General features: G+C 52.4%; 15 protein-coding genes and 1 pseudogene. 12 read left to right on the top strand and 4 right to left on the bottom strand.

Going from position 1 to position 17,724, the window contains the following annotated elements:
• The 7 genes and pseudogenes from FH749_15395 to FH749_15425 form a co-directional block, all read left to right on the top strand.
• On the top strand, positions 1–421 hold a 421-nt coding region (locus FH749_15395), incomplete at its 5' end, for a LysM peptidoglycan-binding domain-containing protein (GenBank protein MTI96835.1).
• 171 nt (positions 422–592) lie between these two features.
• Positions 593–2,344: pseudogene (locus tag FH749_15400) on the top strand (ABC transporter ATP-binding protein).
• Positions 2,337–4,391, top strand: a complete 2,055-nt coding sequence (locus FH749_15405; protein MTI96836.1) for an ABC transporter ATP-binding protein — start codon at positions 2,337–2,339, stop codon at positions 4,389–4,391. The pseudogene FH749_15400 and the gene FH749_15405 overlap by 8 nt, the downstream one beginning before the upstream one ends.
• Before the next feature lie 67 nt (positions 4,392–4,458).
• Complete coding sequence (locus FH749_15410) at positions 4,459–4,653, top strand: twin-arginine translocase TatA/TatE family subunit (protein MTI96837.1); 195 nt, start codon at positions 4,459–4,461, stop codon at positions 4,651–4,653.
• Between the two features lie 29 nt (positions 4,654–4,682).
• Entirely contained in the window at positions 4,683–5,444 is a 762-nt protein-coding gene (locus tag FH749_15415; GenBank protein MTI96838.1) for a hypothetical protein, read from the top strand.
• A 113-nt stretch (positions 5,445–5,557) separates the two neighbouring features.
• Positions 5,558–5,791, top strand: a complete 234-nt coding sequence (locus tag FH749_15420; protein MTI96839.1) for a ferrous iron transport protein A — start codon at positions 5,558–5,560, stop codon at positions 5,789–5,791.
• On the top strand, positions 5,776–7,452 hold the full coding sequence (locus tag FH749_15425; protein MTI96840.1) for a ferrous iron transporter B: 1,677 nt from the start codon (positions 5,776–5,778) through the stop codon (positions 7,450–7,452). Before FH749_15420 ends, FH749_15425 begins: the two co-directional genes overlap by 16 nt.
• A 40-nt stretch (positions 7,453–7,492) precedes the next feature.
• Here the strand turns inward: FH749_15425 and FH749_15430 are convergent, their stop codons facing one another.
• From FH749_15430 to FH749_15440, 3 genes are all read right to left on the bottom strand, one after another.
• Positions 7,493–7,864: a DUF3139 domain-containing protein gene (locus FH749_15430; GenBank protein MTI96841.1), complete on the bottom strand. Its 372-nt coding sequence runs from the start codon at positions 7,862–7,864 to the stop codon at positions 7,493–7,495.
• A 110-nt stretch (positions 7,865–7,974) separates the two neighbouring features.
• On the bottom strand, positions 7,975–8,886 hold the full coding sequence (locus FH749_15435) for an SPFH/Band 7/PHB domain protein (GenBank protein ID MTI96842.1): 912 nt from the start codon (positions 8,884–8,886) through the stop codon (positions 7,975–7,977).
• Positions 8,883–9,311, bottom strand: a complete 429-nt coding sequence (locus FH749_15440) for an NfeD family protein (GenBank protein MTI96843.1) — start codon at positions 9,309–9,311, stop codon at positions 8,883–8,885. The genes FH749_15435 and FH749_15440 overlap by 4 nt, the downstream gene beginning before the upstream one ends.
• Positions 9,312–9,434: 123 nt before the next feature.
• On the opposite strand from FH749_15440, the gene FH749_15445 reads away from it, so the two are divergent.
• The 5 genes from FH749_15445 (at position 9,435) to megL (ending at position 16,279) form a co-directional block, all read left to right on the top strand.
• Positions 9,435–10,733: a 6-phospho-beta-glucosidase gene (locus tag FH749_15445; GenBank protein ID MTI96844.1), complete on the top strand. Its 1,299-nt coding sequence runs from the start codon at positions 9,435–9,437 to the stop codon at positions 10,731–10,733.
• Positions 10,730–11,524, top strand: a complete 795-nt coding sequence (locus FH749_15450) for a ChbG/HpnK family deacetylase (GenBank protein MTI96845.1) — start codon at positions 10,730–10,732, stop codon at positions 11,522–11,524. Before FH749_15445 ends, FH749_15450 begins: the two co-directional genes overlap by 4 nt.
• A gap of 4 nt (positions 11,525–11,528) precedes the next feature.
• Positions 11,529–13,388, top strand: coding sequence for a hypothetical protein (locus tag FH749_15455; GenBank protein MTI96846.1), 1,860 nt, complete (start codon positions 11,529–11,531; stop codon positions 13,386–13,388).
• A 128-nt stretch (positions 13,389–13,516) separates the two neighbouring features.
• Positions 13,517–15,001: a PAS domain-containing protein gene (locus FH749_15460; protein ID MTI96847.1), complete on the top strand. Its 1,485-nt coding sequence runs from the start codon at positions 13,517–13,519 to the stop codon at positions 14,999–15,001.
• Between the two features lie 96 nt (positions 15,002–15,097).
• On the top strand, positions 15,098–16,279 hold the full coding sequence (gene megL, locus FH749_15465) for a methionine gamma-lyase (GenBank protein MTI96848.1): 1,182 nt from the start codon (positions 15,098–15,100) through the stop codon (positions 16,277–16,279).
• 43 nt (positions 16,280–16,322) lie between these two features.
• On the opposite strand, the gene FH749_15470 is transcribed toward megL, so the two are convergent.
• On the bottom strand, positions 16,323–17,624 hold the full coding sequence (locus FH749_15470) for a uracil permease (protein MTI96849.1): 1,302 nt from the start codon (positions 17,622–17,624) through the stop codon (positions 16,323–16,325).
• Positions 17,625–17,724 lie beyond the last annotated feature (100 nt).

The following is a 17,724-nucleotide window of genomic DNA, read 5'->3' on the forward strand; positions in this document are numbered from 1 at the left end:
CGTGGAGGCAATACAGGCCGCCAATCCGGGTGTGGATCCCCTGAACCTGCAAATCGGGTCGCAAATCTGCATCCCGGTTAAGAAGCCGGCGCCACCCAAGTGCCCCAACGGATTTTTGTACACCATTCAGGCCGGCGACACCTTCTTTCTGTTGGCAAAGCGGTTTGGCACAACTGTCCGGGCAATTGAGCAGGCGAATCCCGGGGTAGATCCCAACAATCTGCAGATTGGCCAGCAAATTTGTATTCCCGTTGACGATGCCCGCTGCCCCAATGGTTTCCTGTATACGATACAGGCTGGTGATACCTTCTTCTTGTTGGCTCAGCGGTTCGGAACCAGTGTCGATGCGATTCAGGCAGCAAACCCCGGTGTCGACCCGAAAAACTTACAGATTGGGCAGGTCATCTGCATTCCCAACTAAAATTTCTCCCCCTTTCGAGGGGGCTTTCTTTTGACTGTCGTATATTTCGGTAATAGTTCTATTATCAGGATAAATCGATGTAAATTCCTCTAAATTAGCGTTCAGCAGGTTTGTCTGAGGCCTTTGGCTATGATATTATGAAGTTTGTTTATGAGATGAGGTGAATTTGCTATGGGTCCGTTTTTTATGCTCCGGGGTTTTTTCCGCGCCAATCTCTGGCGCTATCTGCTTGGCGTTCTTTGGTTGATTATTGTCGGGTTAATGCAACTCCTGATTCCACGGTTGTTGGGGACAATTACCGATGCAATCAATACCCGATCAATTGAGGCGTCTGGCTTGTTGCGTTATGTGGGCTACATACTTGCTGCGGCAAGTCTTATTGTCATCAGTCGTTTTTTATGGCGGGTGTTAATCAACGGGACTGCCCGCAAGTTGGAGTACTATCTGCGCAACAAGCTGTTTGCCCATCTGCAGACCTTGGATGCGCGCTATTATACAGAACATAAGACAGGTGACATTATGGCCCACGCCACTAATGATATTAACTCGGTGCGGATGGCAATGGGGCCTGGAATCATCATGATCACCGATTCATTGTTCTTGACAATAGCCACAATCACAATGATGGTGCGGACAATCGATTGGCAGTTGACGCTGCTGGCTCTGTTGCCACTGCCATTTATGGCGGGTATGGTCTTGTTTTTCGGACGGATTGTCCATCGTCGTTTTCGGGCTGTCCAGGAGGCCTTTTCGGGAATGACTAACCGGGTCCAGGAATCACTCTCGGGAATTAGGGTAATTCAGTCTTTTGTCCAGGAGCGCGCTGAGATTCAGCGCTTCTCTCAGTCGGCGGACGAGTATGTGCAAAAGAATATGCGGCTGATTAAAATTTGGGGTTTGTTTTTTCCTTTGGTCTAGTTCATTTCCGCTCTCAGCTATTTGATCGTCCTGGCTTATGGCGGCACGATGGTTATTGACGGTCGCATCAGCCTTGGTGATTTTGTCGCTTTCAACAGCTATTTGGCGCTGTTAATTTGGCCGATGATGGCTCTAGGCTGGGTAATTAACATTCTCCAGCGGGGGGCAGCCTCCATGGAGCGATTAAATAAAATTCTCCTGTCCCGCCCCGATGTTTACGACCATTCCGATACTGTCGACAAAGATGGAATTGAAGGTCGGGTAGAGTTCCGTGGTCTCAATTTTGCGTATCCAGACGGCACTGTTGCCCTGGAGGATATTGATATCCGACTAGAGCAGGGCCAGACCCTGGCAATTATCGGCAAGACCGGAAGCGGCAAGACGACGCTTGTCAACCTACTATTACGTATCTTTAACCCACCCCCGGGACAGTTGTTGGTGGACGGAGTAGATATCAATAAAATACCCCTGGCTGTGCTGCGGCAAAATATTGGCTATGTGCCCCAGGAAACATTTTTGTTTTCGGCGACCTTAAGTGAAAACATCGCCCTGGCCTCGGATGATTACAGCCAGGAAGAGATTGAAGCGGCGGCGAAGAAGGCCAATGTCTATGATAACATCATCGAGTTTCCGGAGAAGTTTCAGACCATGTCCGGGGAGCGGGGTGTGACTCTTTCCGGCGGTCAGAAGCAACGGATTTCCATTGCCCGGGCCCTGATAAAACAGCCATCAATCCTGATATTGGATGATTGTCTATCGGCGGTGGATACCCAAACCGAGGAGAAAATCCTCCGGGAATTAAAAACTGTGATGAAGGACCGGACAAGCATAATCATATCCCATCGGGTTTCGACTGTTCAGGATGCCGATGAAATCATTGTCCTGGACAACGGCAGGATTGTCGAACGGGGTAAGCACGAAGAATTGCTTCAGAGCAACGGGCTATATCAGCAGTTTTATTTCAAACAACAATTGGAAGAGAAAATTGGTGAGCAAAATGCGTGATTTTCACGAAGAAGAGATTCTTGGCAAAGCGTACGATGCCAGATTGATGCGGCGTCTGCTCAAATACGCCAAACCCTATCGTTGGGCGCTGCTTTTGTCGGTTGTATTGTTGATGTTTGTCGCCGCCGCCGACCTTGCCCGACCCTGGCTGGTTCAGGTGGCAATTGATAATTACATCACCCCCGGCCCCCAGGTTGTATTTGAACCGGGCGAGGAACCGGTTGCGGGCACAAGTTACCAGGGCAAGATTTACGTCCCTGAGCATCAATTGTCCACAGAGCATCCCGACAGACCCCGGGCACAGTTGATTCTCCATGCGGGGGATTACTACTTGGTGGGCGCCGTTCTCACGCGGGCGGACTATCAGGTGGAAGAACGGGACGGAGAATTATTGTTTGTTACCCCGGAAGCGGAATACGCGGGCGAGTTGGTGCCAGCGGATGTTTATCAGGATTTTCGCGAATGGGATATCCGGGCTTTGGTTCAGCTGGCCCTGATATTTTTGGTGGTGATTGTCCTGGGATTTGTGATGAATGTGACCCAGGTCTATATTTTGCATCGGACAGGGCAAAAGATTATCTACAATATGCGGGTGCATATTTTTTCCCATATGCAGAAGTTGTCGCTGCGTTTTTTTGACACCAACCCTGTCGGTCGCTTGGTAACCCGAGTGACAAATGATACCGAAACCCTCAATGAGATGTTCACCGGTGTTCTAGTCAATCTCTTCAAAGATGTTTTCATTCTTTTGGGAATCGTGCTCGTGATGTTGCGGATGAATACACGCCTAGCCTTACTTAGCTTTTCCATTTTGCCGGTAATCCTTGTGGCCACAGTAATTTTTCGCATGAAAGCCCGGGATGCCTACCGGGAAGTGCGCACCCGTTTGGCCCAGATCAACGCAACTTTGCAGGAAAATATCTCGGGGATGCGCATTGTCCAGATATTTAACCGGGAGAAGAAAAAATTCAACGAGTTTAACGATATTAACACCGCCTACTACCGGGCAACTTTCCGGGAAATTCTTGTGTTCGCGATTTTCCGTCCGTTTATAGATATTTTGTATTTTATCGCTCTGGCGGCCCTGATTTGGTTTGGTGGCGGCGATGTGATTCGGGGCACCCTGGAGTTTGGTGTGCTTTACGCTTTCGTCAACTATATCCAAATGTTCTTCCAACCAATTAACGACATGGCCGAGAAATATAACATTCTCCAGGCGGCCATGGCATCCTCAGAGCGGATTTTTCAGTTGCTGGACACCGAGCCGGAGATTGTCAGTCCGGAGGAACCCAAGTCTGCAGATATCGAGGGTAGGATAGAATTCAAAAATGTTTGGTTTGCCTACAATCCTGGCGAATGGGTGCTGAGGGATGTAAGCTTCACAGTGGATAAGGGGCAGACTGTGGCCTTTGTCGGCGCCACCGGCGCCGGTAAGACTTCAATCATCAGTCTGCTCAGCCGGCTCTATGATATCCAGAAGGGACAGATTCTCATCGATGGCGTCGATATCCGGGAATTGGAGCTGGATGAGCTGCGGCAGAGAATTGCTGTGGTCCTCCAGGATGTATTCATTTTCAGCGGGACAATTGCGGAAAATATCCGCTTGAATAATGAGGAAATCAATGACCAAAGAATCCAGGAGATTGCAGCCGCTGTGGATGCTGACCGTTTTATCTCCCGCCTGCCAAAGGGCTATGAAAGTGAAGTCCAGGAGCGCGGCTCCACCATGTCCGCCGGGCAGCGCCAACTGCTTGCCTTCGCCCGGGCCCTAGCTTTTGACCCAAAGATTCTTGTCCTTGATGAGGCGACGGCAAACATCGATACCGAGACCGAACAGACTATTCAGCGGGCGATGCGGACAATATCCCAGGGGCGGACGACAATTGTTGTCGCCCACCGTTTGTCCACCATTCAAAACGCGGATAAGATCATCGTGCTGCATAAGGGCAAGATCCGAGAAGAGGGCAGCCATCAGGAATTGCTGGCTCGAGAAGGTATGTACTACCATCTCTATCAGTTGCAATTCCGGGAGCAGGAAGGGGTATAAGCAATTCCTATCACCACGGCAGTTGCCAGGGGGTATAATCTAGGTAACTAATGTGGGGGTGGTATTGATGGTGGCGTGGATTAGACCCGGATTCTGGGAGATACTCCTTATCTTTATGGTGGCATTGTTGATTTTTGGTCCCACCAAGTTGCCACAGATCGGTCGTTCGCTGGGCAAAGGTATCAGGGAATTGCGCAGCGCTTCCCGGGAGATTAAAGACAGTATCAGTCTCGATGAAGAACAAGCCGAAGAAAAGAGCTGAGATTGGCAGGGGGGATTGAACTGGGCTATGTGAAATACTTACATTTTGGTGCCCAATGTCCTGGCTGGCGGCATATGGAAGCGGGGGCCCGGGAAGCGGCAGCGATTTTGGGCTATGCTTACGAGTCAATCGCCGTGGACAAGCATCCCGCTTTGGCAGCCGCGTACAAGATGTATTTCCCAGGACTGATTGTGATCGATGATTTCAGCATACCCTTTCCCGGCAGCGGCGCCCAACTAGTTGAAAGTTTCAAGCGACGGGGGCCTCTCCCGGGTGGCGGGGATTTTAGCCAACTGCCTGCTGCCCGGTGCGACCAGATTCTACCGCTGTCGCCAGACAACCTGGACTTGCTGGAGGGCGTGTGTATTCCCCGTCACCGGTGCCAGGGTTGGACCGATAAGCAAACATGGCTTCGGGGGCTGGATTTGCCAATCTACGGGTGTGCCGGCCTTAAAGACGGAAAGACCGTAGCCGTGGTGGAAGTGCTGCCAATAGAGCTTGTCCCTTACCCGTTGCCCCGGCGTCCAGCTGAGGATGGGTTTATTGCATGCCTGTATGGGCGGGTGGGCGAGAGCCGTGATTACCGCCGGGATTTGCTGAGTCGGGGCGTATTGCTTTTGGCCGGTGCTGGCTATAGGTCACTTTCTGTGGTGGCCGGAAAACAGACGCCCTATCCCAACGGACCGCTGCCGCTGCTGGAGGCTGTAGGCTTTCGGAGCGAAACGGAATTGGGTAAGATTCTTTTGCGCCACCGATGGGATGAGATTGTGTTTATGACTCGTAGAGTTTAAGCGCCACTTGGGGCGCTTTTTTATTTTCATTAAACGGCTTGTTTTTGCCCGTCCAGCATACATAAACGGGGCGATAACTGAATAATTATCCATAACAAAGCCGGAGGTGAAACATGAATCTTTTGTCTGTGGTGCCCGGCAAACGCTATCAGATTGTCCGGATACGGGACAAGAAAATTCGCCAACAGGCCGATTGCCTGGGGGTAGGGGAGGGAGAGGACGTATATTGCTGCGCCAGGCAAAGCGACGGACCGGTGCTGTTGACCCGGGAAGGTCAGCTGATCGCAGTCGGCGGCAAAACCGCCCGGGACATCATCGTTCAACCGACCAAATCAAGCGGACATTAGTGCTGGCGGGCAACCCCAATGTGGGGAAGTCCGTTATCTTTAATTATTTAAGCGGGCGCTACGCCGATGTCTCAAATTTTCCCGGCACAACCCTGGAAATCAGCAACAGCCGCTGGCAGGGGCATGTTTTAACAGATTCTCCCGGAGTCAATGGTCTCAATCGATTGAATGATGAAGAACGGATTGCGGAGCAGGCTGTCGAGGGTGCTGATATCGTAATCAATGTGATTGACGCCACCCGACTGCGCCGGGATTTGTACCTGACCCTGCAATTGATTGCCAGTAAGCCGACAGTAATAGTGCTGAACATGATCGACGAGGCGGAGCGGGACGGGCTGAAAATTGATGTGTTCGCGCTTTCCCGCGCGTTGGGAGTGCCGGTGATTCCTGCAGCGGCAGTGGACGGCCGGGGCCTTGCAGAGTTGGTAAACATTCTAAATTCCTGGTGCCGCGATTTGCCCCGGGGGGTGGTGCGAGAACTGGCAGCGAAGGCGGAACTTCGTGCGCATGCAAGCGCGCTTGCCAACAATGTGCAGTCCCGCCGCCGGCACAAAGGTGTTGGCCTGCTGGATTTGCTGCTCACTCGGCCGCTGCCAGGATTACCGGTGATGTTGGCCGTGCTGGCGGCAATCTATTGGCTGATTGGTGGTGTTGTCGCCCAGCAGGTGGTCGAGCTTACCGAAGGCGTGATTATGGAGCGCTGGCTACTGCCGCCGCTGGTGCGTTTGCTGTCTCAAATATTGCCCCCAGGCCTGCTGCAGTCCTTGTTGGTGGGTGAGTTCGGTATTTTGACCATGGCCCTCAGCTATGGAATCGGCCTGCTCTTGCCATTGGTATTCAGTTTCTATCTGCTGCTGGCGCTTTTGGAAGACTCGGGATACCTGCCCCGGGTGGCGGTGCTTTTGGACAACACCTTCCGACCCTTGGGCCTTAACGGCAAGGGCGCTATTCCCTTGATTCTCGGATTTGGCTGTGTGACCATGGCGGTGATTGCCACCCGGATGCTCTCCAGCCGCCGGGAGCGCCTCATTCTCACTTTTCTGCTGGGGCTGGCAGTGCCCTGTTCCGCTCAGGTAGGCGTAATCATCATGCTTTTGATACCGCTGGGTTATAAATGGGTTTTGGCCTACGGGGCCATGCTGGTTGCAATTTTCTTGCTGGCAGGGCGGATATTAAATCGGGTGCTGGGCGGTAGTTCACCGGGTTTGTTTTTGGAGCTTCCCCGGCTGCGTCTGCCGCGGCCGGGCAATGTGCTGCGGAAATCATACGTGAAGTCTAAGAACTTTCTTCGGGAGGCGCTGCCGCTGTTTGCCCTGGGCGCGGGGATTGTGACCATCCTCAATTGGACGGGAACACTGAGCACCCTCCAGCAGGCACTGATGCCGCTGACTGAGGGTTGGTTGGGGTTGCCGGCCGAGAGTGTAAACGCGTTTATCATGGGGATTATTCGCCGGGATTTTGGCGCCGCCGGCCTGTTTGGTCTCAACTTGGCCGCGAACCAGACCTTTGTCGCCCTAATGGTGATGACTTTGTTTGTGCCCTGTATCGCAACGGTGTTAGTTACAATCAAGGAGCAGGGGCTGGCTGTGGCCCTGACGATGTGGGCTGGCAGCCTGGCGGTGGCGGTTTTTGTAGGCGGTTTGCTGGCGCTGGTAATATAAAAATGCTGTCTATGAAAGACAGCTTAAACGCAAAACATTGTTAGTTTTTATCTAAACCATTTTCTGCACCTTCAACATGGGTATAAATATTGTTGGGTGTGCTTCCGGAAAGACCTCCTTGACTGATTCTGCCGTCGGCGTACTGATAATAGTAGTTCACATTCGGTTCGTCGTTGAAGGTTACTGCAATTGTCCATTGCGGATAGCCAAAAAAAAGATTTTCCAACGAAAATTTGACATCAATCCTATAAATTTCATCTGTATTATAGTTTTTTCCCGTGGTTAAATAATCATAAGTCGCAGTATAGCGTATGTGCTCTTGACGATCCAGATGTTGAGAATAAGTGAAGAGAGACGTGATAACCAAGAGTAGAGAGAACAGAATAAGGCCAAGAACTATTTTTGTTTTCAAGTTTTATTTCCTCCGACTTCTTACCCATGACCTAATTCTACACTATTAGCCGTTATTAGACACTACAAAATTATAAGGACGGTCTTTTTTGTAAAAGACCGTCCTCCAGTTTAGTCTATTTTTCGCAGTCCCAGGGCCTGCAAAGAACCAAGAATGCCGGCCACTTCGCTGGGCACCACCAAGGTGGTTGCCTGGCCCTGGGCGACCTTTTCCAGGGCTTCCAGCGCCCGGATCGAGATTACTTCGTTATCCGGCTCCATTTCTTTAATTGCGCCAAATACCCGCCGAATGCCGTCGCCTTTTGCCGTTTCCACCAGCAGTATTGATTCCGCCTCGCCCTTGGCCCGACGGACCATCGCTTCCCGTTCGCCCTCGGAGCGCAGAATGTTGGATTCCTTCTCGCCTTCTGCCCGGAGAATGGCTGAGCGTTTTTCACCTTCGGCCCGGAGAATCGATTCGCGGCGTTCCCGTTCTGCCCGCATTTGTTTTTCCATCGCCTCGACGATTTGGTTGGGCGGGATGATGTTCTTCAATTCCACCCGGTTGACCTTGATCCCCCATTTATCGGTGGCTTCATCCAGGATGGCCCGCATCTTGGCATTGATAATGTCCCTGGACGTAAGGGTGGCATCGAGGTCCATTTCGCCAATGATGTTACGCAGGGTGGTGGCAGTAAGATTTTCAATTGCTTTTATCGGCATGGCTATTTCGTAACTATAGCGGATCGGGTCAGTGACCTGAAAATAGACCACTGTGTCAATCTTCATTGTTACGTTGTCGCTGGTGATAACCGGCTGGGGATCAAAATCCACCACTTGTTCCCGCAGGTTAATAATGTCTGCCATCCGTTCGATGAACGGAAATACAAAGTTGATGCCTCGGGGCGCCAGGCGATTGTATTTTCCCAGGCGTTCCACCACGCCTACTGTCGATTGGTTGATCACTCGGGCCGAGGTCAGGGCAATCAGGATTACCAGCAGTAAACAGCCGGCAAGGACTAGGAGCCACGGATACAATTTTATTCCTCCTTTTCAGCTTGAAGCGGCCGTACATTCAGGGTAACTCCCTGGACCGATTCAACGATTACAACCCCACCGACGCCGATTGCTTGCTGGGAGCGGCAGGACCATTCTTCGCCGCCGATTCGCACCACTCCGGTTCGAAACGGTTCTACAGCCAAGGTGATGATTCCCTGCTGACCGAGCAGGGCATTAATATTTGTGTCGGGGCGAGTCTTGTCCATGCGTTCGACCAGAAGCCGGGACGAGAAGAGGAGCGCTGCGCTGATTAAAATAAAGATAGCCAGTTGGACCGGAAACGAGGTGACAAACAACGAGGCCAGGCAGGCAGCAGCTGCGCCTATGGCAAACCAAAACAGAAAAAAACCTGACGTCAACAGCTCCCCTGCCAGCAATCCGATTGCAATTAGCAGCCATAACCACCACATTATAATCCCCCCTGGCAAAATATAGTGCAAGAATGGAAAAGATATGCTTAAAAACCGGCAGGAATAAACGTCCGGACAGCTAATTTACTAAAGTAGTAAACAAAAGTAAGGGAGGAATTTCAGGTGAAAATTGCGATTCTCGGCGGTGGAAGCGCCTATACACCGGGATTAATTGAGGGATTGGTGAAAATCCGTCCACAAGTACCTTTTGATGAAGTCTGCTTAATGGATATAGACGCTGGCAAGCTGAAAACTGTCGGTGCGATTGTGATAAAGCTGTTGGCAAATGTTGATAATAATATCCGGGTCAGTACAACCCTGGACCGGGTGGATGCGATTAAAGGCAGCACCTTTGTGCTCTGCCAGATAAGGGTTGGCGGCCTCGCCGGCCGGGTTCTAGATGAAAAAATTCCCCTTAAATACGATGTAATCGGTCAGGAAACCGTTGGCCCCGGCGGATTCGCCATGGCGCTGAGGACTTTGCCGGTGATGATGGATATTGCCCGGGATATCGAGACCCACGCACCCGATGCATGGCTAATTAACTATTCAAATCCCTCGGGGATGGTGGCGGCGGCGCTGGCCAAACATGCAAATATAAAGGCGATAAGTATCTGTGATGTGCCGATTGGCATACAGTACTTCGTCGCCGATGCCCTGAAGCTGCCCCGCGACAAAGTGCGCTTGGATTATGTCGGCCTCAATCATATGGGCTGGTTCCGCCGGGTGTTTGCCGACGGCAACGATATCACTCCGATGATCCACCAAATGGCTGAGACCACGGACATCATTGCAATGTTGCCCACCGATGACGAGAAAACAGCGGAAGAGACAAAAATGATGTTGCGAATTTATAAGACTTTAGGGATCATTCCGTCTCCCTATCTGCAGTATTACTATCTGACCAGGGAGAGCCTGGCCAAGCAAAAGCAGGCCGGCAAAACCCGGGGAGAAGTGGTCCAGGAAATTGAACGGGATTTGTTGGCTCATTTCGCCCAAGTTGCAGAAGCCAACGACGCCAAGCTCTGGAAGAGCCGGGGCGGCGATTGGCATTCTGAGTTGATGGTGAACATTCTCAGCGCTATTTACAATGACAAGGGCGAGGAGTTTATTGTCAATGTGCTCAATCGCGGTAATGTGCCGGGAATGGCAGATGACGCCTGCGTAGAAATTCCCTGTAAGGTAGATAAAACCGGGGCCCATCCGTTGCCGGTGGATGCGCCGGCTCTAGATATGCTCGGGCTGATGCAATTGGTCTCGGCCTATGAGAATCTGACGGTTGAAGCGGCGCTGGAAAAGAGCTACGATAAAGCGCTGCGGGCCCTGAATCTCAACCCTCTGGTGCCCTCATTGGAAGTTGCCAGGCAGATTCTCGACGACTATCTTGCTGCCCACGGCGACACGATTTGTCTCAACAAATGATTCGTCTAATAATAAATGCGGATGATTTTGGACTTACCCAAGGTGTGAACCGGGCGATAATTCAGGCCCATCAATGTGGCGCCCTGACATCAGCAACATTGATGGCCAACGGGCTGGCCTGGCACCAAGCCGTGGAGCTGGCCCGAGAACATCCCCGCCTGGGAGTCGGGGTGCATCTCACCCTTACCGCACTGGCGCCGGTTCTGCCCCCGGAACAACTCCCTTCGCTGGTCAACCGGGAAGGCCGATTTCGGAAGAATTTTCTCCGTCTGCTGGTTGCGAATAAATCCCAGGTGCGTGCCGAATGGCATGCCCAATTGTCCAGGCTAATCGGGGCAGGGCTCAAGCCGACTCATGTGGACAGCCATCATCATGTCCATCTCCTGCCGGGCCTGCTACCGGTGGCCATTGACCTGGCGCGGGAGTTTGGGATTGGGGCCATTAGAATGATCAGCCCCAGGAGTATGACGCTGATGGGGGTAGGGGGTATTGAGCGTCTCCTTGCCTCCCTGAGTTGGCGTCAGTCAGCGATGGGGCTTCTGCGCCCGGATACGGTAATTGGACTGGAAACGGTGGCGCCGGAGCACCTGCCCCGTTTTATCAAGGAATTGGGGCCGGGAGTGCACGAGTTTTTTTGTCATCCGGGAGTGCACGCGGACCACGAGCTTGAAAATATCAGTTCGTTGACCGCGAAGCGCGTTCGGGAACTGGAATTGCTCTGCTCAGCCCAGCTGGCTGCCGCCATTTCCCAGGCCCAGGCTGGCACGTACCAAATTTTAGAGGGGAGATAATTTGATGAATTGGCGTAGAACAATGCAAAGCACAGCCAAGGCGCTAATGGTTCCAATTGTCATCTTGCCGCTGGCTGCCATCTTTATGGCGGCTGGTGAGTTCGGGCCAGACTTTCTAGATGCCGCCGGGGCGGCAATTATCATTGACAATCTGCCTCTGCTGTTTGCTGTCGGAGTGGCGATTGGGTTCACCAAATATGACGGGATGGCGGCATTTGCTGCCGTGGTTGGCCATGTGGTGCTAACGGCGGTGATGCGCTCGATAAACCCCGGCATTGAACTGCCCAACGGCGAATTCATCCCCAACGAGATGAGTGTGCTGGGTGGAATCTTGGTCGGCGGCTACACAGCTTTTTTGTATTACCGCTTTCGCAACATCAAGTTTCCTGAATTCCTCGGGCTATTTGCTGGTAAACGGTTTGTGCCGATTATTACCGCCCTGGTCAGTGTCGTCCTGGGCGTGGTTTTCGGCTATCTATGGCCTCCGATAAACGAAGCGATTGTCAACCTGGGCGAGTGGATATTTGACACTGGCGGCTACGGGGTGTTCACCTATGGCGTGCTCAACCGCTTGTTAATACCCACTGGCTTGCATCATATTCTCCAAAACCTGCTCTTACATGTTTTTGGCAGTTTTTCGGTGAACGGAGGTGTGGTTACCGGCGAATTTGCCCGGTTCATGGCGGGTGATCCCACGGCGGGTTACTTTTCGGGCGGTTTCTTTGTCACCATGATGTTTGCACTGCCGGCGGCGGCTCTCGCCATTGTGCATGAATCCCGGGCGGAAAACCGCAAGCAGGTGGCCGGCGTGATGATGACCGCCGCTCTGACCTCAATCGTAATTGGTATTACTGAGCCGGCAGAGTTTACGTTTATGTTTACGGCCCCATTGCTCTTTATCGCCCACGGTCTGCTTACCGGCAGCGCTCTCTTATTCTCTTATTTGCTGGGCATCCGTCATTATGGCTATGCCTTGCCGATGTTTTTCATCAATTACACCAAAGCCAGCAACCCCTGGTTGCTATTCCCGCTGGGCGCAGTCTATGCATTGATTTATTACTTCCTGTTCCGGTTTATTATCCGCAAGTTTAATTACATGACGCCGGGGCGAGAAGTGGCCTCGGCCGATACTTCCACCCTTGAAAAGGGCGGCGGCGATTATCGTGACCAGGCGGATCAAGTTGCTCAGGCTCTAGGCGGACTCGCTAACCTGCAGAGTGTGGAGGCGTGCATGACCCGGCTCCGGATTTCTATCCTGAATCCGGCCGGGATAGATGAAGATAAATTGGGGGCGTTGCCCGCCTCAGGCATCAGTCGTTTGGATCAATACAATTTGCAAATTGTTTTAGGAACGGGTAGCGAACAAGTCCGGGAGCAGTTGCAGCAGCAAATTGACGCTGCTGGCCTAATCACCTTGAAAGCGCCTTTGGACGGAGAAATTATTCCTCTTGGCGAGTTTCCAGACCCTGTATTTGCCCAGGGGATGTTGGGCGAAGGAGTAGGCTTCATGCCCTCGGGCAATCTATTGGTCGCCCCCGCTGCCGGCGAAATAGTCAAGGTTTTCCCCGGCGGCCATGCCCTGGTAATGCGCACGGAGGATGGTTTGGAGCTTCTTCTCCATATTGGGCTGGATACAGTGGACTTAGAGGGTACGGGGTTTGAAACCATCTGTGTTGACGCCCAGAATGTGGTGGCCGGAGACGCACTGATTCGCTTTGACCGCAAATTGATTGCCGAAGCCGGCAAGCAATTGCATTCAGCACTGATTGTCACCAACAAAGAACAAATCGGCGAAATTCAGGGTGTGTCTAGTGGCAAAGCTGTCCGGGGCCGGACAGTGGTAAGTGTGATCAGGCCTGTATAACGATAAAAGCGCTGCTTCGGCAGCGCTTTTTGCAGGATTACATACGCAAAATGGCGAATCCCCTGGAAAGAAAACTTTCCAGGGGTGATTTTATGCGCATCAAAGTGAACACCACCAATCGGGTCGGGATGGTTTTGGATGTGCTTACGGTTTTGGCGGGCCACGGTGTGGATATACAGGCGATGGAAGCGGAGCCGGGCGCCATTTATCTCAGGTTTCCCCGGAGCCAGTATCGTAAAGAGATTGAACGGCAGATCAATTCGTTATCAGGGGTCTACAGCATTGAGCCGATAACCAGCCTGCCCCAGGAAAAACGGCAGCAGGAAATCGGGGCGATTGTCGAGTCGGTCAGCGAAGGCCTGATTGCCATTGATGCCGTCGGCAAAATTACACTTTTCAATCGGGCTGCAGAGAAGATTTTGCAGATTAGCGCCAGCAATGTCCTGGGCCAGTATGTCGGTGACGTTTTATCCGTGGATGTGCCGATGCTCCGCACGCTAAAAACGGGACGCGGTTATGACAATCAACAGATGTCTGTCAAAATTGCCGGCAAGCGGACGCGGTATCTGACCAGCGGCAGGCCGTTGGTTGATGACCTAGGCGTTGTGTTGGGCGCTGTAGCCAGCATCAAGGATATCAGTCAGGTGCGGGCGCTTGTGCATTCGGTGACGCGGTCGCCGGAAATTACTTTTGATAACATCATCTTCCGGAGCAGGATGATGGCAGAGGTGGTGGATTTGGCCCGGCGGATTGCTGCCAGCGATGCCACTGTGTTGATTCAGGGCGAGAGCGGCACCGGCAAGGAGTTATTTGCCCGTGCGCTCCATGCCGCCAGTCCCCGGCGGGATCTTCCCTTTGTTCCGATAAACTGCGCTGCTCTGCCCGACTCACTGTTGGAGAGCGAGCTCTTTGGCTATGAAGACGGCGCTTTTACCGGCGCCCGGCGGGGAGGACGCATGGGGTTATTTGAGCTGGCCCACGGGGGGACAATCTTTCTGGATGAGATTGGTGAAATGCCTACCCATCTGCAGGCGAAATTATTGCGTGTTCTCCAGTCTGGCGCGTTCCGTCGGGTTGGCGGCAATGAAGAAATCGATGTGGACATGCGCATCATCACTGCCACCAATCAGGATTTGCGTGCTTTGGTCCAGCAGCAGAAATTTCGTGAGGATCTCTATTATCGTTTAAATGTCATACCGCTGTTTATTCCTCCCCTGGCCCAGCGGCGGGAAGATATCCGCCCTTTGCTAGAACATTTCTTGCGCCTGCATCAGACAGAAATCAGTGTCGAAGGGGTTGCTGTTTTGGAAGCCCATTCCTGGCCCGGAAACGTCCGAGAGTTGGAAAATGTCCTGGAGCGGGCGGTTGCTATGGCTGCCGGTGGCAAAATCGGCCCGGAACATCTGCTTTTGGAAGCCGATGCGGTTCCGGAGTCGGTGGGTAATTTGCGCGCCCAGGTGGAGGCTTTGGAAAAGCGGGTCTTGACTGCGGCCCTGAGCAAATATCGCTCGTCCAGGCGGGCAGGTGAGGCTTTGGGCTTGTCCCATACCTCTGTATTAAACAAAGTAAAAAAATATGCCCTGGAAAGATATCTTTCCAATTGGAACAATTAGTTTCCGATTTCGCTTCTGCCACCCTTGAAATTACGGAGGCACAAAATTTGCAATACTAACAGATAACACTAATAGAAAAAATAGGAGGGGACTTTTGTGAAAAAGGATGGCAAACAAGGATTCTCAACACTCTGTATTCATGCCGGTCAGCAACCCGATCCCCAGTTTGGTTCACTGAACACACCAATTTACCAGACCAGCACCTTTGTCTTTAAGGATGTGGCCCAGGGCGCCAACCGCTTTGCCGGTGAAGAAGAAGGTTATATCTACACCCGGTTGGGCAACCCGACCCAGGCAGCCCTGGAAGAAAAAATTGCTACTCTGGAAGGTGGCGAAGCGGGACTGGCATTTGCTTCCGGGATGGGCGCTGTCTCGGCGGTGGTCATGCATTATGTGGGTCAGGGAGAGCATGTGATTCATCCAACTGCTGTTTATGGCTGCACCTTTGCGCTCTTGCAGGAAATTCTTCATCGCTTTGGTGTTGAAGCCACAGCTGTAGACACTTCCGATCTGGAGGCGGTCAAGGCCGCAATCCGTCCCAACACCAAGCTGATATATCTGGAAACACCGGCAAACCCGACGATGAAAATGACAGATATCAAAGCCGTGTCGGAACTGGCCCATGCACAGGGCGCAGCAGTTGTTGTCGATAATACTTTTATGACCCCCTGTTATCAGAAACCGCTTGCTCTTGGTGCCGATATCGCTTTGCATAGCGCCACCAAGTACATCGGTGGTCACGGCGATGTTATTGCCGGTTTGGCCGTGGGCAGCAAGGAAGTTATGGATCAAATCCGCATGACCACCCTTAAGGATATCGGCGCTGTAATCAGTCCGTTTAATGCCTGGCTGTTGCTCAGGGGTTTAAAGACACTGGATGTGCGGATGGAGCGCCATAACGCTAATGCTCTGGCAATTGCCCGCTGGCTGGAGGAGCATCCCAAGGTGAGCAAGGTCTGGTTCCCAGGTTTGGAGAGCTTTGAACAGCACGAGCTAGCGAAACGACAGATGAGTGGTTTCGGTGGCATAATGTCCTTTGAGTTGGCCGGCGGTTACGATGCCGGCGTGCGCCTGATGAACAGCGTTAAGCTTTGTCATTTGGCAGTGAGTCTGGGGGATGTGGATACATTGATTCAGCATCCTGCTTCCATGACCCATTCGGTAGTCCCGGAAGAAGATCGCTGCACCGCCAATATTACCCCGGGCCTGGTCCGGTTGGCTGTAGGGTTGGAAAATGTCGAGGACATCATTGCCGATATCCAACAGGGAATAGAATAAAAAAGATGGCCGCGGGTACGCGGCCATCTTTATATATTGAAACTTATTCATGCAAGGGGTTAGGTGTTTTATCTTCGTCCCGGTCGGGGAGGATGATGTTCAGGAAGATACCGATAATCGCACCCAGGCCCATACCGGCAATGCCCAGAACTGCGATGCCGCTGATGCCCAGGATGATAATCGTGGAGACGATGACCAAGTTGCGGACCTTAGACAGGTCAACTTGCTTTTCAATCAATGTGCGGATGCCCACTGAAGCAATCATTCCGAAGAGGAGGATGACAATTCCACCCATAACCGGCTCAGGAATTGTAGCCAACAGGCTGCCAACCTTGGGACTGAGACTGAAGAGGAGAACGAAGAGGGCTGCTCCCTGAACGACAACCGGGTTATGGACGCGGGTGATAGCCAGAACACCGATGTTCTCGCCGTACGTGGTATTGGGTGGTCCACCGAGGAAGCCGGCCCAGGTTGTGGCGAGACCGTCACCCAGCAGGGTCCGGTGTAGTCCGGGCTTAACTAAGTAGTCTTTTTCAACAGTTTTGCTGATTGCCAGCATGTCGCCCAGGTGCTCGACCATGGTGACAATGGCAATCGGCGCAATTAGAAGGATTGCTGCAGGGACGAAACTGGGGAGGAGGAATTCTACGCCCCCAGATTGCAGGTAATCAGCTTCGGCTACGAACCGTGGCATGGCTAGCCAGCCTGCGTCCGCTACCGGGGAGAAGTCAATCAGGGCCTCAGGCATCAGTCGGTTTGCCAGAGCACCTAAGCTGTTGGCCACACTTTCCATTTGAAGGAGCAGGGTCATGAGATAACCGCTGACGATGCCGATAAGAATTGGGATCAGTTTAAACATTCCCTTGGCGAAAAGACTGACGGCAATTACTACGGCCAGCGTAAAACCGGCGATGAACAAATTGCCTTCGGCCATATCTTTGGCCACCGGCGCCAGGCCCAAACCAATGGTCATAATTACTGGGCCGACAACTACCGGCGGAATGAAGCGCTGAATTGCTTTGATACCTACCGCCTTTACCAGCACGGATGTCAGAAGATAGATAAGACCGGCGATGATGCAGGCGCCGGTGGCGGCGGAAAAGCCGTGTTCGCCGGACACCAGGATTATCGGGGCGATGAATGCAAAGGATGAACCTAAGTAGGCCGGGATTCTTCCGCCGGTCACCAAATGAAAAATGATGGTTCCGGTGGCGCTGGTGAACAGGGCTGTGGCCGGATGGAGGCCGGTGAGTAAGGGGACAAGAACGGTGGCGCCAAACATGGCGAAGACGTGTTGAATGGACAGGGGCAACAGTTTGCCAATCGACATTCCTTTAATTTGCATGTGAACTCCTCCTCTTCCAAGTTTTTGTCTTATGTGCATAAAAAATACCCCGTCGGCGGGGTACAAAAGTACGGTACTTGAGCACAAAAAAACACCGTCC

The organism is Bacillota bacterium (assembly GCA_009711825.1).
In the GTDB taxonomy this organism is placed as follows: Bacteria; Bacillota; Proteinivoracia; order UBA4975; family VEMY01; genus VEMY01.

Coding starts and splice junctions, on each gene's coding strand:
- FH749_15405 (MTI96836.1), top strand. CDS start 2,337: ATGCGTGATTTTCACGAAGAAGAGATTCTTGGCAAAGCGTACGATGCC.
- FH749_15410 (MTI96837.1), top strand. CDS start 4,459: ATGGTGGCGTGGATTAGACCCGGATTCTGGGAGATACTCCTTATCTTT.
- FH749_15420 (MTI96839.1), top strand. CDS start 5,558: ATGAATCTTTTGTCTGTGGTGCCCGGCAAACGCTATCAGATTGTCCGG.
- FH749_15440 (MTI96843.1), bottom strand. CDS start 9,311: ATGTGGTGGTTATGGCTGCTAATTGCAATCGGATTGCTGGCAGGGGAG.
- FH749_15450 (MTI96845.1), top strand. CDS start 10,730: ATGATTCGTCTAATAATAAATGCGGATGATTTTGGACTTACCCAAGGT.
- FH749_15455 (MTI96846.1), top strand. CDS start 11,529: ATGAATTGGCGTAGAACAATGCAAAGCACAGCCAAGGCGCTAATGGTT.
- FH749_15460 (MTI96847.1), top strand. CDS start 13,517: ATGGTTTTGGATGTGCTTACGGTTTTGGCGGGCCACGGTGTGGATATA.
- FH749_15470 (MTI96849.1), bottom strand. CDS start 17,624: ATGCAAATTAAAGGAATGTCGATTGGCAAACTGTTGCCCCTGTCCATT.